Origin of the sequence: Variovorax sp. PBL-E5, from assembly GCF_901827185.1 — a bacterium.
Lineage (GTDB): Bacteria > Pseudomonadota > Gammaproteobacteria > Burkholderiales > Burkholderiaceae_C > Variovorax.
In genome coordinates this window covers 2,870,643-2,897,038 of sequence record NZ_LR594671.1, presented here as the reverse complement: position 1 = coordinate 2,897,038, position 26,396 = coordinate 2,870,643, and the positions used below count along the sequence as shown (strand labels likewise).

The following is a 26,396-nucleotide window of genomic DNA, read 5'->3' as shown; positions in this document are numbered from 1 at the left end:
CATCGCATGAACTTCACCGACATCTTCATCCGCCGGCCGGTGCTGGCGACGGTGGTCAGCCTGCTGATCGTCGTGCTCGGGCTGCGTGCGCTGTTCGGCCTGCCGATCAACCAGTACCCGCGCACGCAGAACGCGGTGGTCACCATCACCACCGCCTACTACGGCGCCGACGCCGCGACCGTGGCCGGCTTCATCACGCAGCCGCTCGAGGCCGCGGTCTCGCAGGCGCAGGGCATCGACTACCTGTCGTCGTCGAGCATCAGCGGCGTGTCGACCATCACCGCGACGCTGCGCCTGAACTATGACGCCAACCGCGCGCTGACCGAGATCAACACGCAGGTCGCCTCGGTCAAGAACCAGCTGCCGCCGCAGGCCCAGCAGCCGGTGCTGACGGTGCAGACCGGCCAGACCACCGATGCCATGTACATCGGCTTCTACAGCGACACGCTGGCCAACAACAACGTCACCGACTACCTGGTGCGCGTGGTGCAGCCCAAGCTCAATGCCATCGATGGCGTGCAGACGGCGGAAATCCTCGGCGCCCGCACCTTCGCGCTGCGCGCCTGGCTCGATGCCTCGCGCATGGCGGCCTACGGCGTGACCGCGGCCGACGTGAGCGCCGCACTCGCGGCCAACAACTTCCTGGCAGCGGTCGGCTCGAGCAAGGGGCAAGCCGTCACCGTGCCGCTGACCGCGGGCACCTCGCTGCACTCGGTCGACGAGTTCAAGCAGCTCGCCATCAAGAGCAGCGGCAGCGCGATCGTGCGACTGCAGGACGTGGCCACGGTCACGCTGGGCTCCGAGAACTACGACTTCAACGTCGCCTTCAACGGCGTGCGTTCGGTGTTCGTCGGCATCAAGGTCGCGCCCGAGGCCAACATCCTCGACGTGGCCGAGCGCGTGCGCAAGGTGTTCCCCGACGTGCAGAGCCAGCTGCCCAGCGGCCTGACCGGCGAGATCGTCTACGACTCGACCGACTTCATCAACACCTCGATCACCGAGGTCGTGAAGACGCTGGTCGAGGCGCTCTTGATCGTGACGGTGGTGATCTTCCTGTTCCTCGGCAGTTTCCGGGCGGTGCTGGTGCCGGTGATCGCGATGCCGCTGTCGCTCATCGGCACCTTCTTCGTCATGCTGATGCTGGGCTACTCGATCAACCTGTTGACGCTGCTCGCGCTGGTGCTGGCCATCGGCCTGGTGGTGGACGACGCCATCATCGTGGTCGAGAACGTCGACCGCCACATGCGGGAGGGAAAGTCGGCGATGGAGGCGGCCTTCATCGCGGCACGCGAACTCAGCGGGCCGATCCTGGCGATGACGGTGGTGCTGGTCGCGGTGTACGTGCCGATCGGCTTCCAGGGCGGCCTCACGGGTGCGCTGTTCACCGAGTTCGCCTTCACGCTGGCCGGCGCAGTGGCGGTGTCAGGTGTGATCGCGCTGACGCTGTCGCCGATGATGTGCTCGCGCTTCTTCAAGCCCGAGCAGGACAGCGGCAAGTTCGCGATGGCGATCGAGCGCACCTTCGAGCGCGTGCACCACGGCTACCAGTCCGTGTTGCGCAGCCTGCTGCGGACCTGGCCGGTGCTGATCGTGATGGGCGTGATCCTCATCCTGTGCCTCGGCCTGATGTTCAAGATGTCGAAGTTCGAGCTTGCGCCGGAAGAAGACCAGGGCATCGTGCTGTCGCAGATCCAGGGCCCGCCGACCGCGACCATCGATCAGATGCAGACCTACGCCGACCAGATCTTCAAGATCGCGAAGGCCATTCCCGAGTACGCGCAGATGTTCCAGCTGACCGGCGTGCCCAGCACCAACACCGGCATCGCCGGCGTGCTGCTCAAGCCCTGGGACCAGCGCTCGCGCAGCGCGCACGACATCCAGTCCGAACTGCAGCAGCGCTGGAATGGCATCGCCGGCGCGCGCGTGGCGGCCTTCCAGTTCCCGGCGCTGCCGGGCGCCTCCGGGCTGCCGGTGCAGTTCGTGATCAACACCACCGAGCCCTTCGAGAACCTCAACACCATCGCGCAACAGGTGATGGACCGCGCGCGCGCCGACAAGAAGTTCTACTACATCGATGCCGACCTGAAACTCGACAAGCCGCAGGCCACCGTGGTCGTCGACCGCGACAAGACCGCCTCGCTCGGCATCACGCAGCAGGACGTGGGCAATGCGCTCGGCGCTGCGCTGGGCGGCGGCTTCGTCAACTACTTCTCGATCGCGGGCCGCTCGTACAAGGTGATCCCGCAGGTGCTGCAGGTCGACCGGCTCAACCCCTCCGACACGCTGAACTTCTACATCAAGACGCCGAACGGCGTGGTGCCGGCCAGCACGGTCGCGAGCCTGCAATACACGGTGCAGCCGGAGTCGGTGAACCACTTCCAGCAGCTCAACTCGGTGACCATCTCGGGCGTGCCCAGCGGTGCGCAGGGCGAGACGCTGGAGTACCTGCGGGGCCTGGTGAAGCAGATCGCGCCGACCGGCTACACGGTCGACTACTCGGGCCAGTCGCGCCAGTTCCAGCAGGAGTCGGGCAACTTCGCCGTGACCTTCGCGTTCGCGCTGATCATCGTCTTCCTGGCGCTGGCCGCGCAGTTCGAGAGCTTCCGCGATCCGATCGTGATCCTGGTGTCGGTGCCGCTGGCGCTGTTCGGCGCGATGATCTTCATCTTCCTCGGCTTCGCGTCGATGAACATCTACACCGAGGTCGGGCTGGTCACGCTGATGGGGCTGATCAGCAAGCACGGGATCCTGATCGTGGAGGTCGCCAACCGGCTGCAGCGCACCGGCAAGAGCAAGCTCGATGCGGTGATCGAAGCCGCCGGCACGCGGCTGCGCCCGATCCTGATGACCACGGCGGCGATGGTGTTCGGCGTGCTGCCGCTGGTCATCGCCTCGGGTGCCGGCGCGGCCGGGCGGCAGGCGATGGGCATCGTGATTTTCAGCGGCCTGTCGATCGGCACGCTGTTCACGCTGTTCGTGGTGCCCGCGATGTACCTGGCGCTGGCGGCCCAGCACCAGCACGACAACGAGGCCGCTGCCGGCCCCGCGCCGCAAGCGTTGGCCGAGGCCTGAAGAAGAGGGCGCGCCGGCCCGGGTGAGATCCGGGTCAAAGGCCCAGGTAGGCGTTGCGCACCGCCGGGTCGTCGATCAATTCCCTGGCCGGCCCGCTGCGCACGATGCGCCCGGTCTCGAGCACGTAGCCGCGGTCGGCGCCCGACAGCGCGAGATGGATGTCCTGCTCCACCAGCAGCACCGTCACGCCCTCGGCGCGGATCGATGCCAGCACCTCCATCAGCTGCTGCACGACGACCGGCGCAAGGCCGAGGCTCATCTCGTCGACCATCATCAGCATCGGTGCGGCCATCAGTGCGCGCGCCATCGCGCACATCTGCTGCTCGCCGCCCGACATGCTGCCCGCCAATTGGCGGCGGCGTTCCGAAAGGCGCGGAAAGAGCGCGTACATCCGGTCGAGATCGCGTGTGACGGCTGCCTTGTCGCGACGCAGGTAGGCGCCCATCAGCAGGTTGTCCTGCACCGTCATGCGGTCGAACAGCTGCCGGCCCTCGGGCACCTGCACCAGGCCATGCGCGAAGGCCTGGTCGGGCGTCAATCCGGTCAGCTCCTCGCCCTTGAGCACGATGCTGCCGCCGGCCGCGGGCAGCACGCGCGACAGGGCGCGCAGCAGCGTCGTCTTGCCGGCGCCGTTGCTGCCGACCAGGGCAACGATCTCGGCCGCGTGGATTTCGAGGTCGACCTCGTGCAGCGCGAGCATCTCGCCATAGCCCGCGCTCAGGCCCTTGACCTGCAGCAGCGGCGCGGCTGTGGCAATGGCGTTCATGTGCGCTTCTTCCCGAGATAGGCCTGCACCACCGCAGGATCGGCCAGCACATCGTCGGGCGCGCCGTCGGCGATCTTCTCGCCATGGTGCAGCACCAGCAGGCGGTCGGACAGGGTCTTGATCGCGCGGATCACATGCTCGATCACGAGCACGCTGATCCCCTGCGCGCGCACCTTGCGGATGATGTCGATCACCTCGTCGATCTCGACATTGTTGAGCCCTGCCATCACCTCGTCGCACAGCAGCACCTTGGGCTGCATGGCCAGCGCCTTCGCCAGTTCGAGGCGCTTGCGGCCGGGGCCGCCGAGTTCCTCGGCGCGCTGGTCCACGGCCTTTCCCATACCGACGAAGTCGAGGCAGGCACGCGCCTGTTCGCGCGCCAGCGCCAGCCTGGACTGTCCGCCGCCGCGTCCGAACAGCGCGCCGACGGCCACGTTGTCGAGCACCGACAGGCCCGGGAACGGCCGCATGATCTGGAAGGTGCGGCCGATGCCCAGGCGCGCGCGGCGGAAGGCCGGCATGGCGTCGATGCGTTCGCCCTGGAACAGGATCTCGCCGTCGCCCATGTCCAGCGTGCCGCTGATCAGGCTGATGAGCGTGGTCTTGCCGGCGCCGTTCGGGCCGATCAGGCCGAGGATCTCGCCCGGCTGCAGCGAGAAGCTGACGTCGTTGACGGCCACCAGCCCCGCAAAGCGCCGCGTCGTGCGGCGGACTTCGAGTTGCGCGGTCATAACCGATGGGCCCTGATGTTCTCGATGAAATAGCGCCAGCCGCTGACCTTGGCGCGCCGCAGCATGTCGGCCAGGCCGCGCGGCATCAGCACCACCGCCGCGACGATGACCACGCCGAAGAAGAGGCCCGCGATGCTGGTCACCTTGCTCGACAGGATCTCCGAGATGGCAGACAGCGAGAAGGCGCCGACGATCGGTCCGAACACGGTGCCCGGTCCGCCGAAGACGGCCATGATGATCATCTGCACGTTGAGCGTGATGTCGAAGGCGCTCGCCGGATCGAGGAAGGTGATCCAGTAGGCATGGATGCCGCCGGCCAGCGCGCTGAACAGGCCCGAGAGCGCGAAGGCGAGCACCTTGTAGAGGGTCGTGTTGACGCCCATCACCGCGGCACCTTCCTCGTTCTCGCGGATCGCGATCAGGCCGAAGCCGAAGCGGCTGCGCGTGATCCAGAAGATGGTCAGCGTCGCCGCCACCAGCAGGGCCAGCGCGGATTCGTAGAAGAGGGCGTCGTTGTTGAGCGGCGGCAGCACCAGCCCGACGTTCTGGCCGGCGAGCGGGATGTTGGAGACGATCGCCGTCATCACCTGCGCCAGCGCCAGCGTCGCGATCGCGAAGTAGTGGCCCTTGAGCCGCAGCACCGGCAGTCCGAGCGCGAACGCGAACACCACCGCCAGCAGCGCGCCGAAGGCCAGCCCGACGCCGAAAGACAGGTTCCACTGCACCATCGCGATGGCGACGCCGTAGCTGCCCAGCCCGTAGAAGACCGAGTTGCCGAAGGACGCATAGCCGGTATAGCCGCCGATGATGTTCCAGCCCTGCGCCAGCACAGCCAAGAGCAGCGTGCTGATGCCGAACTGGATCACCACGTCGGAGCCGTACCAGGGCACGCCCGCCAGCGCGACCAACGCGGCGAGGATGAGCGCGATGCGCAACGTCTTCATGCCGTCTTCCCCAGGAGGCCGCTCGGCCTGACGACCAGCACCAGCAGCAGCACGCCGAAGCTCGCGACATCGGCGAAGGTCGGTCCGATGTAGAGCGTGGCGAGCGCCTCGATGAGGCCGAGGAAGAGGCCGCCGACGATCACGCCGAGCGGATTGTCGAGCCCGCCGATGATCGCGATCGCGAAGGATTTGGCGGTCAGGGATGCGCCGATGTAGGGATTGACCTGCGACACCGTGCCATAGAGGCCGCCGGCCGCGCCGGCCAGCGCGATGCCGAGGCCGAAGGTCACCGCGTAGAGATGCCGCGGCTCGACGCCGTAGAGCCGCGCCGCGACCAGGTTCTGCGCCGTCGCGCGGATCGCGCGGCCGAGGCGCGTGTGCAGCAGGAACAGCCACATGCCGACGGTCAGCACGATCGCGATCGCGAAGGCGATCAGCCGCACCACCGGCAGCACGATGCCGAACCACGCGACGCTGTTGCCCGCATAGGGCGGATTGATGGTGCGGAAGTCGGCCGAGAAGGCGAGCTGCGCGAGGTAGGTCAGCACGACCTCGAGGCCGAAGGTGATCAACAGCGTGTTGAACATCGGCGCGCGCACCACCAGGTTGAGCACGCTGCGCTGCATCAGATAGCCCAGGCAGAACATCGCGACCGCGGTGATCGGCAGCCCCACGAAGGGATCGATGTGGGCGTCGGTGTAGAGATACCACGACAGGTACCCGCCCAGCATGATGAAGGCGCCGTGCGCCAGGTTGACGATGTTGAGCACGCCCCACACCAGCGCCAGCCCGAGCGCCATCACCGCATAGAGGCCGCCTTGCAGAATGCCGTTGACGACGATCTGCGCGAAGAGATCCATGACCTGCTGTCCGGAACGCGGCCGCTCAGCGCGCGTTCCAGGCCGGCATCGGGTACTTGGGTGCGTTGACGCCGCCCTTGGCGCCGTAGATCTCGACCAGCTTGTCGCCCTGTACCTGGATCACGACCTGAGGCAGGTCGATCTGGCCCTCGGGGCTGAAGGCGATCGGGCCGTAGAGGCTGTCGAACTTGCTCTTGGCCAGCGCGTCGCGCACCTTCGCCGGATCGATGCTGCCGGCGGTTTCGATCGCCTGCACGATGGCCTCGACGTCCGCGGCGCCCGAGGCCGCGTGGTAGTCGGGGTCGTAGCCGAACTTGGCCTTGTATTCGTCGGCGAACTTCTGCGCGTCGCCGAACCAGCGGTCCTTGAGCGTCGTGCTGGGCAGCCAGGCGGTCATGCCGAAGGCGTAGTCGGCGTCCTTGCCAAGCGCCTTGCGGAAGTCCTCGCTCGGCACGCCGACGGTGAACGAATAGAGCTTCGGCGCGACCGCGAGGCTCTTGGCCTGGCGCACGAAGTTCAGGATCTCGGTCTCGTGGCCGGCCACCAGCACGACGTCCACGTTCTTGCTCTTGACCTGCGAGAGCAGCGAATTGAAGTCGGTCGCGTTGGTGCTGTAGCGCTCGTCCATCACGGTGTCGAAGCCGGCCTTCTTGAGCATCGGCCGCGTGCCCCCGGCGACCGAGACGTCGAAGGCATCATCGGCATACAGCAGTGCCACGCTCCTGGGCACCGGCTTGAGCGACTTGAGCATGTCGATCGTGCTGCCGAAATAGTTGCTGGCCGGTGCCAGCGTGCCGAAGATGTACTTGAACTTGCGCGAGAAGATCTGGTCCGATGCGCCGCCGCCTTGCACCATCGGCACCTTGTATTTTTCCGACACGGCCGAATCGGCGAGTGCGAAGTTGCTCGCGAAGGGCCCGAGCAGCAGGTTGACCTTGTCCTGCGAGACCAGCTGCGTGTATTGGCGCACGCTCAGGTTCACGTCGGACTGGTTGTCGTAGAGCTTGAGCGCCAGCTTGTGCGCCGTGCCGCCGATCTTCACGCCGCCGGCCGCATTGATCTTGTCGATCGCGAGCTGGTAGGCGTCGCGGTAGTAGCGGCCGGTGTTGGCGACCGGCCCGGTGAGCTGGACCGATGCGCCGAGCACCACGTCCTGTGCGAACGCCGCGGCTGCGGGCAGGGTGGTCATGGCGACCGTCAGAAGTGCAGGAAAGAGGGGCGAACGATGGATGCGCATGGGTGGATGTCTCCTGGCTTATTGGTTGTTTTGCAACCTGATGTGCTTCACCCTTGTTACGGGTCGGCCAGCGCGCAATAGGTTCCCCGCTTATCTGGAATTCTTCAGCGCGACATCGATCTCGGTCCCGAAGCGCCGCGTGTAGTCCGAGCGCAGGTGGTCGCCGTCCTTGTAGATCGGCGTGCCGTCGGGCGTGGTCCGGATGCACTGGTCGTCCTTGCACAGCGCCGGCACGGGATCGATGACGATCGCGCCGGTCTTTTGCGCGAGTTGGCGCAGGCGCAGGTAGAGCTGCTTCTGCGCCGGCGGCCAGGGTGTCGTCGGCGTCGAACGGGTGACGTCCATGCGCCCCAGCCGGCTGCCGCCGAGCAGGAGCCGCTTCGGATCGAACTCGTCGCCGATCGGGTTGTCGAGCATCAGGTACACGGTCTTGCGTGTCGCGAGTTCCTTCAGCAGCGATTCGAGCGAGGCGAAGGCCAGCTCGGCACCGTCGCCGCCATTGCGAAAGCCGTGGCGCTTCCGGCCGTCGAAGAAGTAGTAGCCCTCGTTGTCGGCCAGCGTGGCACTGGGCAGCGTCTGCTTGACGAAGTAGCAGTTCCAGCAGGCGCCGATCACGACCGCGTCGACGCGGCTGTCGAGCGCCAAGCGGATCATCGCGCTGCGCCGCTTGTCGCAGTCGACGTTCTTGTCCTCGAACACGCCGGGCATCGGCGCGCAGCCGCCCCAGGTCGCGAAGTAGGTGGTGGCCAGTGCGTCGGGCGCCGTGCGAGCGAGCTCGACGGCCCGCGGTCCGTACTGTTCCAGGTGGCTGTCGCCGAACAGCAGCACCGTGCGCGCGCCGTGGCCGATGCGGTAGACCTTCTCGCCATCGACCTCGGCCGGCGCGAGGCCTTCGGGGTAGGTCCAGTCCTTGACGGCAGCCATCACCTGGCCGATGTACGGATCGCCATGCCGCGCCGCGAGCCGCTGCGTGGCAGCCAGCGCGCCGAGCGCCGCGATGACGACCATCGCGATCACCAGCACCCGCAGCACGGCCGCGCGCGCGCTGCGGCGCGCGGCGCGTTCGACGAAGCGATAGCTCAGCCACGCCAGCGCGATGCTCGCCAGCACCGCCAGCAAGCGGACCCTGCGATTGGGCGTGCCGTCCTCGAGGATGCGCGCATACACCAGCAGCGGCCAATGCCACAGATAGAGCGGATAGCTGATCAGGCCGAACCCCACCAGCACGCGCGAGGAGAGCAGGCTGCGATTCAGCCATGCCGATGGACCGGCCGCGATGCAGAAGAACGCGCCCAGCGTCGGCAGCAGCGCCCACCAGCCGGGGAATGCGCTGCCGCTGCGGATCAGCACCAGCCCCGATGCGATGAGCAACAGGCCCAGGATCGATTGCAGCCCGCGGCCGCGCGACAGCCACTGCGGCCGGTGCAGCACGATGTACGCGAGCATGCCGCCGACCATCAGCTCCCAGAAGCGCGAGGCCGGCAGGTAGAAGGCCGCGGTCGGATGGCTGTGGATGGTGAGGACGTTGATGCCGAAGGACAGTGCCGCCACCGCGAGGATCACCGCCGGTGGATTCCACTTGCGCCGCCAGGCCAGGCCCAGCAGCAGCGGCCACAGGATGTAGAACTGCTCTTCGACCGCGAGCGACCACAGGTGCAGGAGCGGCTTGGTCTCGGCCGCGTTGTCGAAGTAGCCGGCCTCGCTCCAGAACGCGAAGTTGGAGACGAAGGCCGCGCCCGCTGCCACGTGCTTGCCGAGCTGTTCCCATTCGTCCGCCAGCAGCACGAACCAGCCGAAGGCCAGGCTCGCCGCCAGCACCAGCACCAGCGCCGGGAAGATCCGCTTGATGCGCCGCGCATAGAACGCGCGGTAGCTGAAGCCTTCGCCTTCCAGGCTGCCGATGATGATCGTGCTGATCAGGAAGCCGGAGATGACGAAGAAGATGTCGACGCCGATGAAGCCGCCGCGCAGCCAGTCCGGAAAGGCATGCACGCCGACCACCGACAGCACGGCGATCGCGCGCAGGCCGTCGATGTCGGCGCGGTACTTGGGATGGACCAGGTGGGGAAGGGGCGCCATCCTTTGCGGCTACGCGAGCGTGCCGGCCTCGACGGCGGCGATCAGGCGCGCCGCGGCGGCTTCGGGGTCCGGGTCGGCGACCAGCGCGCGCACCACGGCGACCGAGCCGACGCCGGTGGCCAGCACTTCGGGCAGGCGCGCGGCGTCGATGCCGCCGATGCCCACTTGCGGATAGCCGCGCAGCAGCCGTGCATAGGCCGCGAGTCGCGCCACGCCCTGCGGCGCGGTTGCCATCTGCTTGAGCGTGGTCGGATAGACCGCGCCCATCGCGATGTAGCTCGGGCTGACCGCATCGGCGCGCACCATCTCCGCATAACCGTGCGTGCTGAGGCCCAGGCGCAGGCCCGAGGCACGAAGCGCTTGCAAATCGCCGGGCGCCAGCGCGTCGAGGTCTTCCTGCCCGAGGTGCAGGCCATAGGCGCCAGCCTCGATGGCGGCGCGCCAGTGGTCGTTGATGAAGAGCAGCGCGTCGGTGCCGCGCACGGCGTCGACGGCGGCACGCACCTCGCGCGACACGGCTTGCGCATCGCCCGACTTGAATCGCAATTGCACGGTGGGCACGCCCGCGCGCGCCATGCGGCCGACCCATGCCGCATCGGGCAGCACGGCATAGAGGCCGAGCCTTGGCGGGCAGGGCGGGAAGGCATCGTCGCGTGACGCGGGCGGGAAGGCGCGCAGGCCGAAGTCGACCGGTGATTCGGGCCATGCGTGAGCGTCGAAGTGGCCGGTGCGCTGCGTCTGTGCATGCCAGGCTTGCGCGAGGCACTCGGCATCGACTTCGATGAAGCCGAGCCGTGCGCACCCTTGCTTCGCGCCGCGATAGACAGTGTCTTCCGACGAAAACACAAGTTCGGCGGATGTGGATGCGGGCGCGGTCTCGCCGAAGCGCGATGCGTGCGCGGCCACGATGGCCTGCGCGAGAGCTTGAGGGTCGTTGGTCATGTTCGTGGCTCGTGGCTCATTGCGATGCGGCGTGATGCCAGAACGGCGTGCCCAGCACCGGCGTGCTCGGCTGCGCCGACTCCTGTGCGGCCATGGCGCCCGCGCGGTGCGCATCGCGGCCGGCCTGCACCGCATCGGCGAAGGCGCCCGCCATCGCGACGGGATCCTGCGCCAGCGCGACCGCGCTGTTGAGCAGCACGCCGTCATAGCCCCACTCCATCACCTGGCACGCATGCGAGGGCAGGCCGAGGCCGGCATCGACCAGCAGCGGCACATCGAGCCGTTCGCGCAGCACCTGCAATGCATAGGGATTGACCGGACCGCGGCCGGTGCCGATCGGCGCGGCCCAGGGCATCACGGCCTGGCAGCCGACATCGACCAATCGCTGGCAGAGCACGAGATCCTCGGTGCAATAGGGCAGCACCTGGAAGCCGTCGCGGATCAGCTGCGAGGCCGCATCGACCAGGTTCAGCGTGTCGGGCTGCAGCGTGTAGTCGTCGCCGATCAGTTCGAGCTTGATCCATGGCGTGTCGAACAGCTCGCGCGCCATCTGCGCGGTGGCGATCACTTCCTGCACGCTGTGGCAGCCGGCGGTGTTGGGCAGCACCGGCACGTCGAGCCGGCGCAGCAGATCCCAGAAGCCGTTGTCGCCGCCGGCCGCGCCGGGCGTGGCCATCTGCCGGCGCAGGGATGCGGTCAGCATCGCGGGTTTTGCGCGGCGCACCGCGGCTTCGAGCACGTCGGGCGAGGGATAGCGCGCGGTGCCGAGCAGCAGGCGGCTCTGGAAGCTGTGGCCGTAGAGGACGAGCGGGTCGTTGGCGGTGGTGTGGGTGGAGGTCATGGCGCTTCTTCTCTCAGCCGCCCGTGACGGGGCGGATCACTTCGATGCGGTCATCGGGTTGCAGGGCATGCGCGGCGTAGTTCGAGCGCGGCACGAACTGGCGATTCACCGCGGCCGCGAAGGGCGGCTTGGCCTCGATGAGGGCCAGCGCGTCGGCCAGCATCGCGCCGGGCGGCAGCGTGTGGGGCGTGTCGTTGATCAGGACGTTCATGGTGAAGCGGTCGCGAGTTCGGATGGCAGATCGAAACTGCTCGCCAGCTGCGAATGGCCGGTGGCCAGCAGCTCCATCGCGACATCGAGCATCGCCGGCGCGATCATGAAGCCGTGCCGGTACAGGCCGTTGATCTGCAGCACGCCGGGGCGCGGCTGGCGGAAGGCCGGCAGGTTGTCCGGCAGCGTGGGCCGGCATTGGGTCGCGATCTCGAGAATGCGCGCCTCGGCGAAACCGCTGTGCACCGCATAGGCCGCGCTCAGCAGTTCGAGCGTCGAGCGCACGCTGGCCGGCGACATGTCCTCCGACTCGATCTCGGTGGCGCCGATCACGAACACCTTGTCGGGTTTGGGCGCGATGTAGAGCGGATAGCGCGGATGCACGAGGCGCGTCGGCCGCACGAGGCCGACCTCGGGTGCGTGCACGCGGATGACCTCGCCGCGCACGCCGCGCACCGCGCTCCATTGCGGGCGCGCGCCGAGGCCGCGGCAATCGATCACGCGCTCGGGCTGGCCTGCGGCACCGGGCTCGAAGTCGGCGATGGCGCGTGGCGAGTGCCAATGCAGGCGCACGCGCGGCGAGGCCTGCAGCGTTGCGAGCAGGGCCGCGAGCAGGCCGCGGTTGTCGAGCTGGCCTTCGTCCGGCAGCAGCAGCCCTTGCGCGAAGCGCCGGCCGATCGACGGCTCCAGCGCGGCGATGCCGGCCGCGTCGAGCGTCTGCATGGCGGGCAGCTCGGGCACGATCTCGGTCGTGTGCGCGAGCAAGCGCGCGAGGCGCGCGGCCTCGGCGGCGTCCTGCCGATGCCACAGCACCAGCGTGCCTTCGCGCTGGAAAAACACCGGCGCGGCCAAGGGTGCGAGCAGCGTCGGCCAGCGTTGCAGTGCGTGGTGTCCCATGCGCACGACCGAGGGCGGCGCGATGGCGGATTCGGCCAGCGGCGCCAGCATCGCGGCGGCCACGCGGGCGGCCGCGCCTTCGGCATCGGGACCGCCAGCCTCGAACAGATCGATCGTGCAACCGGCCTGTGCGAGCGTGACTGCGAGCAGCCGGCCCATCAGGCCCGCGCCGAGGATCGCGGCCGAGTCGAAGGGGAGGGTGGGCGTGGCCCCGGGGTGTACGCTATCCATATGACTTCTGCATTTTCACGCTACGCCCGCGTGCTCTCGATCGCCGGCTCCGACAGCGGCGGCGGCGCCGGCATCCAGGCCGACCTGAAGACCTTCGCGGCGCTCGGCTGCTACGGCATGACGGCGATCACCGCGCTCACCGCACAGAACACGCTCGGCGTGACGGGCATCCACGGCGTGCCGCCGGCTTTTCTCAAGGCGCAGATCCAGGCGGTGGTCGAGGACATCGGCGTCGATGCCGTCAAGCTCGGCATGCTGCACGCGCCCGAGATCGTCGAGGTGGTGGCCTGGGCCATCGACCACTACCAGCTGCCCAACGTCGTGCTCGACCCGGTGATGGTCGCCACCAGCGGCGACCGGCTGATCGCCGCCGAGACGGTGCAGGTGCTGGTGCGCGAGCTGTTCCCGCGCGCGGCGGTCGTCACGCCCAACCTGGACGAGGCGGCGCTGCTGATCGGTCATGGCATCGACGGCGTCGATGCGCTCGACGATGCGGCCAGCGAATTGCTGGCGCTCGGCGCGCACGCGGTGCTGCTCAAGGGTGGCCATCTGCCGGGCAACGACGTGGTCGATCTGCTGGCGCAGGTCGATGGCGAGCGCTTCCGCTTCGCGTCCGAACGCATCGTGAGCCGCAACCTGCATGGCACCGGATGCACGCTGTCCTCGGCCATCGCGGCGCACCTGGCGCTCGGCCATGCCTTGCCCGAGGCGGTCGAACGCGCGCGAGGCTACGTGGTCGCGGCCATGGCGGCCGGCGCGGACGTGAAGACCGGTGCCGGCCACGGTCCGCTCAACCACGGCTTTGCGCCAGTGCCGACGGTCCGCCTGCCGGCGTCGGGCGCGTGATCCACGCCAGCACGAAGGTGATCGCGAGCGTCGGCAGCGCCGAGCCCCACTGAGGCGCCCACGCCGCCGAGGCGTGGTACACCGCGATGCCGACGATCCAGATCGCGGCGGCCGTGACATCGACACGCCGCGTACCCGTCGACACGACGGCGCTGCCCATGCCGAGCCGTCCGAGGATCACGCCATAGAGCGGCACGAACACCGAGCTCAGCAGCAGCAGGAAGGGTTCGAGCGAATGCATCGGCAGCACCAGCGCGAAGGCGATGCAGGCCACCGCCAGCACCAGTCCCCAGCGCCGCACGCTCCAGCGCGGCTGCAGGCTGTGCGCCGACACCGAGCCCGAATAGACATCGCCATAGGCGTTGTCGAGTTCGTCGACCAGGATCAGGCCCAGCGCCATCAGGCCGCCCTGCGCCAGCAGCAATGCCGCCACGAGATCGGTGCCGGGCTCGGCCACGCTGACCACCATCACGCCGAGCGCATAACACCAGATATTGGCCACCACGTAACCGACCCAGGTGCCGCCGAACGCGCCGCCGAGCCCGCCCGTGCCGCGCTGGCCGTGCCGCGCATAGTCGGCCACCAGCGGCAGCCAGGACACCGGCATCGCGATCACCAGATCGAGCGCGCTGAACATGCCCATGCTGCCGTCGCCGGGCCGCGACCAGAACGCATCGAGACCCTTGGCATGCAGCCGGGCCGCGAACTGCCAGCTCAGCCACAGCAGCGACAGCACCACCAGCGGCAGACCGAAGCGGCTCACGAAACGGCGCACCAGCTTCACCATCGAGCCGGCCAGGAGCGCCAGCAGCACCGCGCCCCACAGCAGCGTGGTGAGCAGCGTCCCGAGCGTGCCGCCGAGCGACAGCCAGCCGAAGGCCTGCTTGCCGATGGCTTGCGTGCCCTCACGCATGATCACGATCTCGAAGGTGGTCCAGCCGATCAGCTGCACGATGTTCAGCACCACCGGCAGGCGCGCGAAGGCGCTGCCGTAGGTCGCATGCATCAGGCCGGCGCTCGCGAGGCCGCTCTCGCAGCCGATGCGCGCCGTCCAGGCCAGGAGGCCCGCACCGATGCACGAGCCCAGCACGATCGCGAGCATCGCATCGCGCGTGCCGACCGCCGGCACCAGGTAGGCGCCGATCTGCATCACGAGCAGGCCGACGCCGAGGCTGAACCACAGCGCCATGTGGTCGTGCCAGCGGAAGACGCGGCTCGTTTCGCCGAGCGGCGTCAGCGCTTCGTTCGCGCCGGCGGGTGTCGGGTCGGGTGTGTGTGCCATCCGTTTGCTCCATTGCAAAGAGTTGGCAGGTGGGCGAGGCCATGGCGGTGGGACTGCCACGCGAGACAACGTGACAGCCGCCGGGCCGGCTTCCCTGCGCGAGGATTACCTCAGTCAGGTTCAAAGGGACTCTCTCAGCCGGCCCGCGTTTCGATCCGCGCGCCGGCACCCCTAGCGTTGCTTCGACGGGCGAAGCAGGATGGATTGTAGAACGATGCGCCGACCCGGCTTCAGCGAGGGCTCGTCGATGACCCTGTCTGCCGATCGTCCCGCGCGACGATCGGCACGCCGAAGCGTCGGGCCAGCCGTCCGAGCGCCCAGATCGCTGCCGTCATCACGCCGGCCAGCGCCAGCCCGGCGATGATGTCGAGCGGGAAATGCACGCCCACGTAGATGCGGGCCCAGCCCGTGAGCACGGCGATCGCCGTGATCGCCAGGCCGAGGTCGCGCAGGGCCGGCCGCATCAGGAAGGCCAGCGCGACGGTGAACATCACGCACGCATGCGCGCTCGGCAGCGAGCCGCGTGCGCCGTGCGCGATGTACCTGGGACTCAGGCCGAGGACGAAGGGGCGCGCCAGGTCGATCGCATCGGCCAGCGCGTGGGCCAGCATCGCGGCCAGGACGGCAGCCACCAGGATCGCCATCACGTAGGCGCGCTGCGTCGGGCGGCGCCAGGCGGCCCATCCCATGAGGGCAACGCAGAGCCATGCGGCATGGCTGGCCACCGCCGACGCGAACCACAGCGCCCACGGGTCGGGCGCATGGCCGGCGCCGATCCATTCGAAGAGCGCGAGGTTCAGCGGCTCCACACGGCCCCGCGGAAAGACGGAAACGGGGCGTTGCGACGACGGCTGGACATCGGCCGATCATAAGGAACGCCGCATGTCGGCAACATGAATGCGGGGTTCACCGCGCGTTCAGGTGCGTGCGCGCCTTGCCGCGCGTCGGGCGCAGTCGCCTAGTGACTCACGCCGAGCAGCGTGTGCAGCCGCGTGCTGGTGGTGGTGTATTGCAGCGGCACGGAACGGCCGGGGAACACGATCTCGGTGGCGCCCCAGGCCGCCAGCGTGGCCTCGTGGAAGCCGCAGACGATGAGCTTCTTCTTGCCCGGGTAGGTGTTGATGTCGCCGACCGCGAAGACGCCGCGCTCGCGCGTCTGGAACTGCTGCGTGTCCACCGGCACCTGCTTGCGTTCGAGTTCGAGGCCCCAGTTCGCGATCGGGCCGAGGCGCGGCGAGATGCCGAGACAGCCGATCAGCGCATCGAGCGCCAGCGTCACGGTCTGCGCGTCGGGCGTCGTGACCTGCAGCGCGCTGCCGTCGAAGGCCGTGGGCTGGCCGACCACGAGGCGGATCGCGCCGGCCGCGATGCGCGCACGCAGTGCCGCCACGGTCGCCTCTTCGGCCTGGAAGGCATCGCGCCGATGCAGCAGCGTGACCTCTGCAGCGCGGCCCGCGAGCGCCAGCGCGGTGTCGAGCGCCGCATCGTCGCCGCCCTGGACCACCACCGCCTGTCCCGCGAAGCGTTCGAGCGCCTCGGGATGGTAGAAAAGCCGCGAGCCCTCGAAGCGCTCGATGCCTTCGAGGGCGATGCGCTTGGGCACGAAGGCGCCCACGCCGGCAGCAATGAAGACGGTCCTGGCGAGGAAGGCGCTGCCCGCCGAAGTGCTCAGCAGCAGGCGCTCGTCACCCTGGCGCTCGAGCGTCGCGACCTGTTCGCCGAAATGGAAGCCGGGCTTGAAGGGCGCGATCTGCTGCAGCAGCGATTCCGCGAGGCCACGGCCCGTGGTGACCGGCGTTCCGGGAATGTCGTAGATCGGCTTGTCGCCATAGAGCTCGACGCACTGTCCGCCGGCGCGGGGCAGCGCATCGACGATGTGGCAGGCGATTTCGAGCAGGCCGAGCTGGAAGGCCTGGAACAGGCCGACCGGACCGGCGCCGATGATCAGTGCGTCGGTCTCGATCGGCGTGGCGGTTGGATTCAGCGCACCAGCTCCCCGAGCTTGTCGGTCTTGTCTTTCCACTCGTCGGCGTCGGGCAGCGCGGGCTTGCGCTTGGTGATGCTCTTCCAGCCGTCGGCCAGCGCGAGCTCGGCGTTGATCTTGATGAACGCCATCTGGTTGGCCGGCAGGTCTTCCTCGGCGTAGATCGCGTTGACGGGGCACTCGGGGATGCAGACCGCGCAATCGATGCATTCGTCGGGATCGATCACCAGCATGTTCGGCCCCTCGCGGAAGCAATCCACGGGGCACACGTCGACGCAGTCGGTGTATTTGCAGCGGATGCAGGATTCGGAGACGACGTGGGTCATGGTCTTGGCAAGCGAGAGAGAAGAGGCGGGAAGCCCGCGATTTTAGGCGTTTGCGGCGGCGGGCCTTACCAGCACCGCCGCCGAGGTCTTGTGCGACGCGGTGTCGACCAGCACCAGCGAACCGAGCGCGCGCGATTGGGTGAAGGGCAGCACCGCGAGCGGCTGCTGCAGCGACAGCACGACATCGCCGATTGCATTGGCTTCGAGCTGGGTCGCCGGTTCGGATTCGAGCGTCGTGATGTTCACGCGATCGACGATGCGCGCCACCTTGGCCTTGACCCAGCGGTGGCCCTGCAGCGCCCAGTAGACACGGCCTGCCGTCAGCGGCTCGTCGTCCAGCCAGGCGATGGTGGCGGTGATCTCGCGCGTCGCCTCGAACGCATCGGGCGCCAGCAGCCAGTCGCCGCGCGACACATCGACCTCGCGATCGAGCACGATGCCGGCGCTGTGGCCCGCATGCACGGTCTTCGGCTTGCGCGTGTGGCTCAGCACCTGCGCGACGGTCGCGGTCTGCCGGCTCGGCAGCACGGTGATGCGCTGGCCCGGCTCGACATGGCCGCTGGCCACGCGGCCCCAGAACACGCGCCGGCCTTGCGAGGTGTCGGCCGACGACGAGAACTTCTCGACCCATTGCACCGGGAAGGCGAAAGGCACCGCTTCGTCCTGCGCGGTGACGGGCAACTGCTCGAGCAGTTCGAGCAGGCTCGGCCCTTCGTAGCCGCACCAGTCGGCATGGCGCGTGGCCACGTTCCAGCCCTTGAGCGCGGAGATCGGCACCGTGGCGGCGACCTGCACGCCCGCGGCATCGGCAAAGGCGGCCAGCGCCGCACCGATGCGTTCGAACGCGAGTTCGGCATTGTCGATCGCGTCGAGCTTGTTGACCGCGAAGACGATCGACTGCACGCGCAGCAGATGGCACAGCAGCGTGTGGCGGCGCGTCTGCGGCAGCAACTCGCGCTTCACCACCTCGCCGTCCTCGACCTCCGCGGCCCAGGCCAGCTTGGTCGCGTCGACCAGCACCACGGCGGCATCGGCACTCGACGCGGCCGTGACCATGTTGCGCGTGTACTGCTCATGGCCCGGTGCATCGCCGATCACGAACTTGCGCTTTGCCGTCGAGAAATAGCGGTACGCCACATCGATCGTGATGCCCTGTTCGCGCTCCGCCGATAACCCGTCCGTCAGCAGCGCCAGATCCGTCTCGCCGCTGCGCTGCACACCGGCCAGCTGGTCCTGCAGAACGGCCTTGCTATCGACGAGGAGCCGCCCGATCAACGTGCTCTTGCCATCGTCCACGCTGCCGCAGGTGATGAAGCGCAGCGCCGCCCCCGTGTCAGCCGGGACCTGAATGGGCGTGTGGGTCGGAGAAGTAGTCAAGTTCATATCCACTCTGCGCAATGCTGCGCTCTTCAGTTCGTGAAACACCGCGGAACCGGCTCCGCCGGGCCGCAGGTGTTGCCCCCGGTAGGGGGTGGGCGGCTACGCGAAGCGAGCAAGCCTGGGGGCGAGCTAGAAATACCCGTCTTTCTTGCGCTTTTCCATCGAAGCGTCGGACGTCTTGTCATCCATGCGCGTCGCGCCGCGCTCGCTCACGTCGGCCGCCAGCGTTTCGATCACCACCTCGGCCGCATCGGACGCCAGGCTCTCAACGGGGCAGGTGCAAGTAATGTCGCCCACGGTGCGAAAGCGCACGTCGCGCAGCTCGACCTTCTCATCGTCGCGCGGCGGCGTGAGCTCGGTGACCGGCACCAGGAGCCCGCGGCGCTCGACCACCTGGCGCTGATGGGTGTAGTAGATCGAGGGCAGCGCGATGTGCTCGCGCTCGATGTACTGCCACACATCCAGCTCGGTCCAGTTCGAGATCGGGAACACGCGGAAATGCTCGCCCGGTGCCAGGCGCGTATTGAACAGCGTCCACAGTTCGGGCCGCTGGTCCTTGGGCTGCCATTGACCAAAACTGTCGCGGTGCGAAAAGATGCGCTCCTTGGCGCGTGCCTTCTCTTCATCGCGGCGCGCGCCGCCGATCAGCGCATCGAAATGAAATTCCTCGATGGCTTCGAGCAGCGTGACCGACTGGTGCACGTTGCGCGATTCGCCCGGATGCGCGAGCCGCACGGTGCCGCGCTTCATCGAATCCTCGACGCTGCGAACGATCAGCTTCGCATCCAGCTCCACCGCGCGCGCATCGCGAAAGGCCGTCACTTCGGGGAAGTTGTGGCCGGTGTCGATCATCAGCAGCGGGTACGGAATGCGGCCGGTGCCGAAGGCCTTCTCGGCGCACTTGAGCAGCACCAGCGAATCCTTGCCGCCCGAGAAGAGCAGGGTCGGCCGCTCGAACGACGCCGCGACTTCGCGCAGGATGAAGATCGTCTCTTCCTCGAGCGCGTCGAGTTGCGTGTTGGACAGGCGCGCCAGCGAAGGCGTCGTTTGCAGCAGCAGGTCGTGTTCGGTGCGGGCGTTCATGAAAAAGCGGTGGTCAGTTCGGGATGGCACGGATGGGAATGGCACGGTTCGACAGCGGCGAGACGGCAGAAACGGCAGACGGGGATTCGAACGCGGCCGGCTCCTCGCCTTCGTGGCTGCCGTCGGCGGCGACATGCAGGCCGCATTCCTTGGCGCTTTCCTGTTCCCACCACCAGCGGCCCGAGCGGAAGTCCTCGCCGAGGGTCACGGCGCGCGTGCAGGGCGCGCAGCCGATGCTCGGATAGAACTGGTCGTGCAGCGGGTTGTAGGGCACCTCGTGCAACGCGATGTAGTGCCACACGTCGCCCCAGGTCCAGCGCGCCAGCGGGTTGACCTTGACGCGCTCGGGCTGCTGCTCGATGAACTCGACCTCGGCGCGCGCGCCCGATTGCTCCCGGCGCAGGCCCGTGATCCAGCCGCGCCGGCCCGCGAGGGCGCGTTCCAGCGGCTCCATCTTGCGGATGTGGCAGCAGGCCTTGCGCAGGTCGAGGCTGCGGTACATGGCTTCCTCGCCGTTGGCCGCGACGAAGGCGGCCGCGGCCGCCTCGACCGGGCGATAGATGTCGACCTGGCGGCCGTAGTGCGTCTGCAGCGCGTCGAGCAGGCCCAGCGTCTCGGCGTGCAGCTTGCCGGTTTCGAGCACGAAGATGCCGGACGCGATGCCGTGGCGCTGCAACAGGTCGGTCACCACCATGTCCTCGGCGCCGAGGCTGGAGGCTTGCGTGATCGGTGCGAACTCGTCCGCTGCGCGGCGCAGCAGCGCGACGCTTTCGGCGAGCTTGGCATCGAAATCGGCAGAGGCCTTCGCGTAGAGCGAGATGGCGTTCATCGAGGGCAGGCTCAAGCGGCGGCTCCGGCGTCCTGGCGATGGCGGAACAGCGGCGTGGAGGCCACGTCGCCCTGGTAGAAATCACCGAAGCGGTCGAACTGGCGCTGGGCATCGGAGGCGTCCACGCCTTCCTTGAGCACCGCGCTCGAGAAGCCGCTGCGCTGCATCTGCACCAGCTGGTCAATCAGCACGTCGCCGGTGGCGCGGATGTCGCCCTTGAAGCCGAGCCGGCGGCGCAGCAGGTAGGCCTGGCTGAAGGCGCGGCCATCGGTGAACTTCGGGAAGTTCAGGTCGATGCGCTGCACGTCGTTCAGGCACACCTCGATGGCCAGCGGGTCGGCATCGTTGGCGATCTGCAGCACGCTCGGGTCGCCGTCGTCCACGTGGTCTTCGGCCGCGATCAGTTGAAGCGTCCTGTTCATGCGGCCTCCTCGACCTTGAAGCGCGCGCCGTTGGCGGCCGCCTTGAAGGGGTCCATGCCGACGCGGCGCAGCGTGTCGATGAAGCTTTCGCCCGCGTTGCGCGTGTCGCGGTAGGTGTTGAGCACGGCTTCCACCACGTCCGGCACCTCGGCCGCCGAGAACGACGGGCCGACCACCTTGCCGGGCAGGGCCGGACCATTGCGCGCGGCGCCGTCGGAGCCGCCGAGCGTGACCTGGTACCACTCCTTGCCGTCCTTGTCGACGCCGAGGATGCCGATGTGGCCGCTGTGATGGTGGCCGCAGGAGTTGATGCAGCCGCTGATGTGCAGGTCGATCTCGCCCAGGTCGTCGAGTTCGTCGAGGTCCTGGTAGCGCTCGGTGATGGCGGCCGCGATCGGGATCGAGCGCGCATTGGCCAGCGAGCAGAAGTCGCCGCCCGGGCAGGAGATCATGTCGGTCAGCAGATGGATGTTGGGGCTGGCGAAGCCGGCCTCGCGGGCGGCGAGCCACAACGCGTGCAGGTCTTCGGCATGGACCCACGCAAGCAGCAGGTTCTGTTCGTGCGTGACGCGGGCCTCGCCGGCGCTGAAGCGGTCGGCGAGCTGGGCCGCGGCCTCGAGCTGGCTGGCCGATGCGTCGCCCGGCGCCTGGCCGAGGCGCTTGAACGACAGCGTGACGGCGCGCAGCGCCGGGTTCTTGTGCGGCGCCACGTTGCGATGCAGCCAGCGCGCGAACTGCGGGTCTTCATCGGCCTGTGCGCGCAGCGCAGCATGGGTTTCCTCGGCGCTGCGGAACACGCGCGCGGCGAGCGTCGGCGTCACGAAGCTCGCGCTCACGCGGTCGAGTTCGGCCTGCGTGATGGTGTGCGGCGCGCCGTCGCGCTCGACCACCTGCTTGTACTCGGCCTCGACGTCGTCGATGTAGCGCTGGCCTTCGGCCTTGACGAGGATCTTGATGCGCGCCTTCCAGACGTTGTCGCGCCGGCCGTAGCGGTTGTAGACCCGGATCACGGCTTCCAGGTAGTTCATGAGCTGGTCCCAGGGCAGGAACTCGCGCACCACGGTGCCGATGATCGGCGTGCGGCCCATGCCGCCGCCGACCTTGACGCGGAAGCCGAGCTCGCCGGCCTCGTTCTTGTAGAGCTGCAGGCCGACGTCATACCAGCCGGTGGCAACGCGGTCTTCCACGGCGCCGGTGACGGCGATCTTGAACTTGCGCGGCAGGAAGGCGAACTCGGGGTGCAGCGTGCTCCACTGCCGCATGATCTCGGCGAAGGGACGCGGGTCGGCGATCTCGTCGACGGCGATGCCGGCGAGCTCGTCGCTGGTGATGTTGCGGATGCAGTTGCCGCTGGTCTGGATGCCGTGCATGTCGACAGTGGCCAGCAGATCCATCACGTCGGCCGACTTGGCGAGCGGGATCCAGTTGTACTGTACGTTGGTGCGCGTGGTGAAGTGCGCATAGTGCGTCGGCAGCTTCACGCTGCCCAGCTTGCCCTGGATCTCGTTCGCGTTGCGGTAGAGCTCGGCTTCGGGCGCGTCGTACTCGCGGGCGATCTTCGCCAGCACGCGCAGGCGTGCGCTGGACAGTTCGCCATAGGGCACGGCCACGCGCAGCATCGGCGCGTAGCGCTGGACGTACCAGCCGTTCTGCAGGCGCAGCGGCCGGAACTGTTCTTCGGCGAGCTTGCCGCTCTGCCAGCGTTCGAGCTGGTCACGGAACTGCGCGGCCCGCTGGCGCACGAACTGGCGGTCGAAATCTGTGTATTGGTACATGTGTTCAATCTGGCTGGAAGACCATGCGTCCATGGCCCGTCAACGTGAGGCAGGACTGTAGATGCGAGCCTTATGGAACCAAACTATTTTTTGGTTCGCGCTTTATGCGGATAAGCTTATTCGCCAGCATCCATGCGGGTTGCGGGGCGATGGAGGGCCTTTTCCGGATAAGGCCGCTCGCCGGGCTTCCATGCTGCGCGGCGCGGCCTGAGCGCGCAGGCGGCCGGCGGCTCTAAAGGCTGCCGCGCGGCGCGGCGAAGGTGTCCTGGATGTCTTCCAGGCCTCGTCCGCGGGTCTCGATGCCGCTGCGCACCAGCATCACCGCCGCAGCGGCCATCGGCACCGCGATCAGCAGGGCCGACATGGCGAAATGCCCGAACACACCGAGCACGCCGAAGCCCGCGCCCAGGATGCCGCCGAACTTGGAGCTGGCTGCGATCACGCCCGACCCCGTGCCGCGCAGGTGCACCGGATAGATCTCGGCCGCGTAGGGGATCAGCATCGCGATCACGCCGCTCGAACTCACGAGCAGCAGGGCGGTCGTCAGCACCATCGCGAGGCTGGACTGCACCTGTGCCAGGCCGAGCCCGAAGAACACCAGGAGCGTCGCCGCGGTGAGCACGATGAACAGCACCAGCGCCTTGATGCTGCTCCAGCGGTGGTAGAGCCAGATCACCACGCCGATGCCCGGCAGCGCCAGCAGCGCGGAGCGCGCGAGCAGGGCGCTGGCCGCGGTCGGGTCCATGCCCATGCTGCCCAGGTTGGTCGGCAGCCACAGCACGAAGCCGAAGTTCACCAGGCCCCAGGCCACGCCGCAGACCACCAGGCCCCAGGTGATGCGGCCATGGCTGCCGCGCAGCAGTTGCATCAGGCCGCCCGGTGGTTCTTCCGGCTCGGCCACGACCGGCGCGGGGCCGGCCGCGCCCGCACCGGCCGCCTGGCCGCCGGCAAAGCGCGCGAGCACGGCGCGGGCTTCGTTGGCCAGCCCGGCGTTCGAGAGGAAGCGCGGCGACTCGGGGATGTAGCGGCCGAGAAAGACGATCAGCAGGCCCGTCGGCAGCCCGAGCAGCCACAGCGCGCGCCAGCTGAACTCGGGCACCAGCAAGGCTGCCGACCAGGCCGCCAGCAGGTAGCCGGCCGAGGTGCCGACGCCGCCGAGCGCCACCAGCATCCAGCCGCGGTGCGCTGCGGGCACCGTCTCCGCCATCAGCGTGAAGGTGATCGGCAGCAGCCCGCCGGCCGACGCCCCCATCAGGAAGCACATCGCGAGGTTCCAGCCGAAGGCCGGCATCGCGCCGCAGATCGCGGTGCCGATGAACATCAGCGCCGACAGCAGGATCGCCGAACGCCGGCCGAAGATGTCGGCCAGCCGTCCCCACACGACGGAACCCACCGTGGTGCCGATGAGCGCGACCAGCGCGAGCACGCCCGCCGTTTCCTTGCTGATCGCGTACTCGTGCGTCATGCCCGGCATCACGAAGCCCAGCGTGGCCGGCTTGAGCACGTCGACGGCCAGCGCGACGACCAGCACGCCCACCAGCTTCCAGTGCTCGCCGTTGAGCGGCACGCCGTCGGCCAGATGGAACTGCAGGTGGCTGTCGCCGTGCAGGCTCTTCTGCATCTGCGCGATGCGCGGCATCAGGCCGTAGGCCGACAGCAGCACGCCGAGCGGGATCATCGCCATGCCGGTCAGCATGGTGGTGTCCATCTCCATGCCGACCATCTGGTAGCCGGTGTAGCGGCCCATCAGGAACATCGGCACATGCGCGAGCACGCCGCCGATGATGGCGATGCAGCCGATCCAGAAGGCGAGGGGATGGTGGAAGTTGAAGTTCTGCGGTTTCACGTGCGCTGGATGTTAGCCGGCCCCGAGAGACTTGAAGGCTTGGTCCAGCTCGATCACGGTGCCCGACTCGTGGGTCTGGTAGCCCGGCAGCTGGTTGACGGCCGTCCGGTATTCCTCGCTGCGCAGGATCTCGAGCATCTTCTGGACCGCGGGCGTAGCCAGCGCCTTCTCGTTGCACATCAGGCAGTAGCGCTCGGTCTGGCTCGGGATGAAGTCGAGCTTGAACTGGCGTGCCGGCGTCTCCACGCCGTAGCCCGCATCGGCCATCCCGCTGGCGACGAAGGCGGCGACCGCGGCATGCGTGTATTCGCACTGCTCGTAGCCCTTGATCTGCGCCGGCTCGATGCCTTCCCTGCGCAGCAGCAGGTCGAACAGCAGGCGCGTGCCGGAGTCGGCCTGGCGATTGATGAAATGCACGTCGGGCCGGGCGAGGTCCCTGATCTGGTAGATCTCCTTCGGATTGCCGGGCGCCACCATCAGCCCCTGCCGCCGCGTCACGATGTTGATGATCTTCTGCGTGCCGAGCGTGAGCCAGTCGCCGTAGTGCTCGAGCACCGGCGCCTCGAATTCGCCCAGCGGCACGTGGAAGCCGGCCACGTCGCAATCACCGTTGTGCAGCGACACGACAGCCTCGAGGCTGTTGCGGTACTTGAGCTCGTTCGGCACGTGGGCCGCGCCCAGGAAGTTGTGCAGCATCTGGACCGAGAAGCCATGGCTCGCGTGGATGCGCAGCAGCGCGGGCGCGGCCGAGAGCACCTTCTCGATCTCCGCGCCCAACTCGGAGGCGAGCGAATCGAGCATCGGCGACAGGCGCGCGGCGATGCGGCGATCGGCCCACACCAGCTTCTCGCCGAGCAAGGTCAGGCTCGAGCCCTTGCCGCGCTCCATGAGCACCAGCGTCTCGCCGAACAGGAGCTCGCCTTCGTGCAGCAGGTCCCAGGCATGGCGATAGGACATGCCGGACGCCTTGCAGGCGCTGGCCAGGCTGCCGTGCTCATGCACCTTGACCAGCAGGTCGACCACCCGCCGCGGCAACGCGACGCCACCCGGACGGCGAATGATCCATTCGGGCTTGATCGTGACTTCATGCATACGTACGTGTGTTTTCGCTGGCGGCGCGCTCCGATTATGAATGCCCTCCGACGGCGGCATGGGTCCGCGGATGGGTCATAGGCACTCGAGCGCATATGGCTTCGATGGAACGTCGCATATTGCGCTGCGAATACTCCTGCCATCCAATCCACGCCGCAGCTTCCTCAGCGCGCGGGCGCTGTTCCAGCGAACTTGCATCGAGATTCCGAGCCTTCGAGACCTTCCATTGATGACTGACCAACCTCCCTCCGTCACTGCACTGGCCATCGTGCGCGAGGTACTCGAACGGCGCGCTGCGATGCCGGGTGCGCTGCTGCCGATCCTGCACGACGTGCAGGATGCGCTCGGCCATATCCCGGCCGAGCTGGTGCCCGAGATCGCCGGTGCGCTCAACCTCTCGCGTGCCGAGGTGCATGGCGTGGTGAGCTACTACCACCACTTCCGCTCGCAACCGGCGGGCCGGCGGGTGGTGCGGATCTGCCGCGCCGAATCGTGCCAGGCCATGGGCGCCGAGGCGCTGCTGGCGCACGCGCAGCAGCGCCTCGGCTGCGGGCTGCACGGCACCACGAAGGACGGCGAGTTCTCGCTGGAGCCGGTCTATTGCCTCGGCCTGTGTGCTTCGTCGCCGGCCATGATGCTGGGCGACGAACCGCACGTGCGCGTCACGCCGCAGGTCTTCGACGCGTTGCTGCAGGAAGCCGGGGCGCACGCATGAGACATC

At 68.2% G+C, this 26,396-nt stretch carries 24 protein-coding genes and 1 riboswitch; of the genes, 3 read left to right on the top strand and 21 right to left on the bottom strand.

Annotated features, from left to right (window positions below; translation table 11 throughout):
- Nucleotides 1–6 precede the first annotated feature (6 nt).
- The gene (locus WDLP6_RS14075; RefSeq protein ID WP_162592825.1) at nt 7–3,072 is read left to right on the top strand and encodes an efflux RND transporter permease subunit; all 3,066 of its coding nucleotides are present in this window, start codon (nt 7–9) and stop codon (nt 3,070–3,072) included.
- A gap of 34 nt (nt 3,073–3,106) precedes the next feature.
- Here the strand turns inward: WDLP6_RS14075 and WDLP6_RS14070 are convergent, their stop codons facing one another.
- The 10 genes from WDLP6_RS14070 to WDLP6_RS14025 form a co-directional block, all read right to left on the bottom strand.
- On the bottom strand, nt 3,107–3,838 hold the full coding sequence (locus WDLP6_RS14070) for an ABC transporter ATP-binding protein (protein ID WP_162592824.1): 732 nt from the start codon (nt 3,836–3,838) through the stop codon (nt 3,107–3,109).
- A complete protein-coding gene (locus WDLP6_RS14065) occupies nt 3,835–4,569 on the bottom strand; it encodes an ABC transporter ATP-binding protein (protein ID WP_162592823.1) in 735 nt (244 codons plus the stop codon). Before WDLP6_RS14065 ends, WDLP6_RS14070 begins: the two co-directional genes overlap by 4 nt.
- A complete protein-coding gene (locus tag WDLP6_RS14060) occupies nt 4,566–5,513 on the bottom strand; it encodes a branched-chain amino acid ABC transporter permease (RefSeq protein WP_162592822.1) in 948 nt (315 codons plus the stop codon). Before WDLP6_RS14060 ends, WDLP6_RS14065 begins: the two co-directional genes overlap by 4 nt.
- Nucleotides 5,510–6,373, bottom strand: coding sequence for a branched-chain amino acid ABC transporter permease (locus WDLP6_RS14055; RefSeq protein WP_162592821.1), 864 nt, complete (start codon nt 6,371–6,373; stop codon nt 5,510–5,512). The genes WDLP6_RS14060 and WDLP6_RS14055 overlap by 4 nt, the downstream gene beginning before the upstream one ends.
- 25 nt (nt 6,374–6,398) lie before the next feature.
- Nucleotides 6,399–7,562, bottom strand: coding sequence for an amino acid ABC transporter substrate-binding protein (locus WDLP6_RS14050; protein WP_197910162.1), 1,164 nt, complete (start codon nt 7,560–7,562; stop codon nt 6,399–6,401).
- A gap of 138 nt (nt 7,563–7,700) precedes the next feature.
- Complete coding sequence (locus WDLP6_RS14045; RefSeq protein WP_162592819.1) at nt 7,701–9,689, bottom strand: acyltransferase family protein; 1,989 nt, start codon at nt 9,687–9,689, stop codon at nt 7,701–7,703.
- A 9-nt stretch (nt 9,690–9,698) separates the two neighbouring features.
- Complete coding sequence (locus tag WDLP6_RS14040) at nt 9,699–10,631, bottom strand: thiamine phosphate synthase (protein ID WP_162592818.1); 933 nt, start codon at nt 10,629–10,631, stop codon at nt 9,699–9,701.
- Nucleotides 10,632–10,647: 16 nt separating this feature from the next.
- Nucleotides 10,648–11,472 carry a thiazole synthase gene (locus WDLP6_RS14035; protein ID WP_162567792.1) on the bottom strand — a complete coding sequence of 275 codons (825 nt, stop codon included), beginning with the start codon at nt 11,470–11,472 and terminating at the stop codon, nt 10,648–10,650.
- A gap of 13 nt (nt 11,473–11,485) precedes the next feature.
- Complete coding sequence (gene thiS / locus WDLP6_RS14030) at nt 11,486–11,683, bottom strand: sulfur carrier protein ThiS (RefSeq protein ID WP_162567791.1); 198 nt, start codon at nt 11,681–11,683, stop codon at nt 11,486–11,488.
- The gene (locus tag WDLP6_RS14025) at nt 11,680–12,810 is read right to left on the bottom strand and encodes an FAD-dependent oxidoreductase (protein ID WP_162592817.1); all 1,131 of its coding nucleotides are present in this window, start codon (nt 12,808–12,810) and stop codon (nt 11,680–11,682) included. Before WDLP6_RS14025 ends, thiS begins: the two co-directional genes overlap by 4 nt.
- Here WDLP6_RS14025 and thiD point away from each other — a divergent pair, their 5' ends adjacent.
- The gene (thiD, locus tag WDLP6_RS14020; RefSeq protein WP_162592816.1) at nt 12,811–13,656 is read left to right on the top strand and encodes a bifunctional hydroxymethylpyrimidine kinase/phosphomethylpyrimidine kinase; all 846 of its coding nucleotides are present in this window, start codon (nt 12,811–12,813) and stop codon (nt 13,654–13,656) included. It abuts the gene before it with no gap.
- Here the strand turns inward: thiD and WDLP6_RS14015 are convergent.
- The 11 genes from WDLP6_RS14015 to WDLP6_RS13965 form a co-directional block, all read right to left on the bottom strand.
- Nucleotides 13,601–14,938 carry a purine-cytosine permease family protein gene (locus tag WDLP6_RS14015; RefSeq protein ID WP_162592815.1) on the bottom strand — a complete coding sequence of 446 codons (1,338 nt, stop codon included), beginning with the start codon at nt 14,936–14,938 and terminating at the stop codon, nt 13,601–13,603. The two genes, thiD and WDLP6_RS14015, sit on opposite strands and share 56 nt — an antisense overlap.
- A gap of 74 nt (nt 14,939–15,012) precedes the next feature.
- A riboswitch (TPP riboswitch) is annotated at nt 15,013–15,121 on the bottom strand.
- Nucleotides 15,122–15,168: 47 nt separating this feature from the next.
- Complete coding sequence (locus WDLP6_RS14010) at nt 15,169–15,747, bottom strand: phosphatase PAP2 family protein (RefSeq protein ID WP_162592814.1); 579 nt, start codon at nt 15,745–15,747, stop codon at nt 15,169–15,171.
- 149 nt (nt 15,748–15,896) lie between these two features.
- Nucleotides 15,897–16,961 carry an NAD(P)/FAD-dependent oxidoreductase gene (locus WDLP6_RS14005; protein WP_162592813.1) on the bottom strand — a complete coding sequence of 355 codons (1,065 nt, stop codon included), beginning with the start codon at nt 16,959–16,961 and terminating at the stop codon, nt 15,897–15,899.
- Nucleotides 16,919–17,248: a ferredoxin FdxA gene (fdxA, locus tag WDLP6_RS14000; RefSeq protein WP_162592812.1), complete on the bottom strand. Its 330-nt coding sequence runs from the start codon at nt 17,246–17,248 to the stop codon at nt 16,919–16,921. Before fdxA ends, WDLP6_RS14005 begins: the two co-directional genes overlap by 43 nt.
- A 42-nt stretch (nt 17,249–17,290) precedes the next feature.
- Nucleotides 17,291–18,631 (bottom strand): sulfate adenylyltransferase subunit 1, encoded by a 1,341-nt coding sequence (locus WDLP6_RS13995; protein WP_162592811.1) that lies wholly within the window; start codon nt 18,629–18,631, stop codon nt 17,291–17,293.
- A gap of 126 nt (nt 18,632–18,757) precedes the next feature.
- Nucleotides 18,758–19,711: a sulfate adenylyltransferase subunit CysD gene (gene cysD, locus WDLP6_RS13990; protein WP_162592810.1), complete on the bottom strand. Its 954-nt coding sequence runs from the start codon at nt 19,709–19,711 to the stop codon at nt 18,758–18,760.
- A 13-nt stretch (nt 19,712–19,724) separates the two neighbouring features.
- Nucleotides 19,725–20,540: a phosphoadenylyl-sulfate reductase gene (locus WDLP6_RS13985; RefSeq protein WP_162595097.1), complete on the bottom strand. Its 816-nt coding sequence runs from the start codon at nt 20,538–20,540 to the stop codon at nt 19,725–19,727.
- An 11-nt stretch (nt 20,541–20,551) separates the two neighbouring features.
- A complete protein-coding gene (locus WDLP6_RS13980) occupies nt 20,552–20,962 on the bottom strand; it encodes a DUF934 domain-containing protein (protein WP_162592809.1) in 411 nt (136 codons plus the stop codon).
- Nucleotides 20,959–22,737 carry a nitrite/sulfite reductase gene (locus WDLP6_RS13975; RefSeq protein ID WP_162592808.1) on the bottom strand — a complete coding sequence of 593 codons (1,779 nt, stop codon included), beginning with the start codon at nt 22,735–22,737 and terminating at the stop codon, nt 20,959–20,961. The genes WDLP6_RS13980 and WDLP6_RS13975 overlap by 4 nt, the downstream gene beginning before the upstream one ends.
- Before the next feature lie 232 nt (nt 22,738–22,969).
- The gene (locus tag WDLP6_RS13970; RefSeq protein ID WP_162592807.1) at nt 22,970–24,583 is read right to left on the bottom strand and encodes an MFS transporter; all 1,614 of its coding nucleotides are present in this window, start codon (nt 24,581–24,583) and stop codon (nt 22,970–22,972) included.
- Nucleotides 24,584–24,595: 12 nt separating this feature from the next.
- Nucleotides 24,596–25,675 carry a substrate-binding domain-containing protein gene (locus tag WDLP6_RS13965; protein WP_162592806.1) on the bottom strand — a complete coding sequence of 360 codons (1,080 nt, stop codon included), beginning with the start codon at nt 25,673–25,675 and terminating at the stop codon, nt 24,596–24,598.
- 229 nt (nt 25,676–25,904) lie between these two features.
- On the opposite strand from WDLP6_RS13965, the gene WDLP6_RS13960 reads away from it, so the two are divergent.
- Nucleotides 25,905–26,390: a formate dehydrogenase subunit gamma gene (locus WDLP6_RS13960; protein WP_162592805.1), complete on the top strand. Its 486-nt coding sequence runs from the start codon at nt 25,905–25,907 to the stop codon at nt 26,388–26,390.
- The last annotated feature ends 6 nt before the right edge of the window (nt 26,391–26,396 follow it).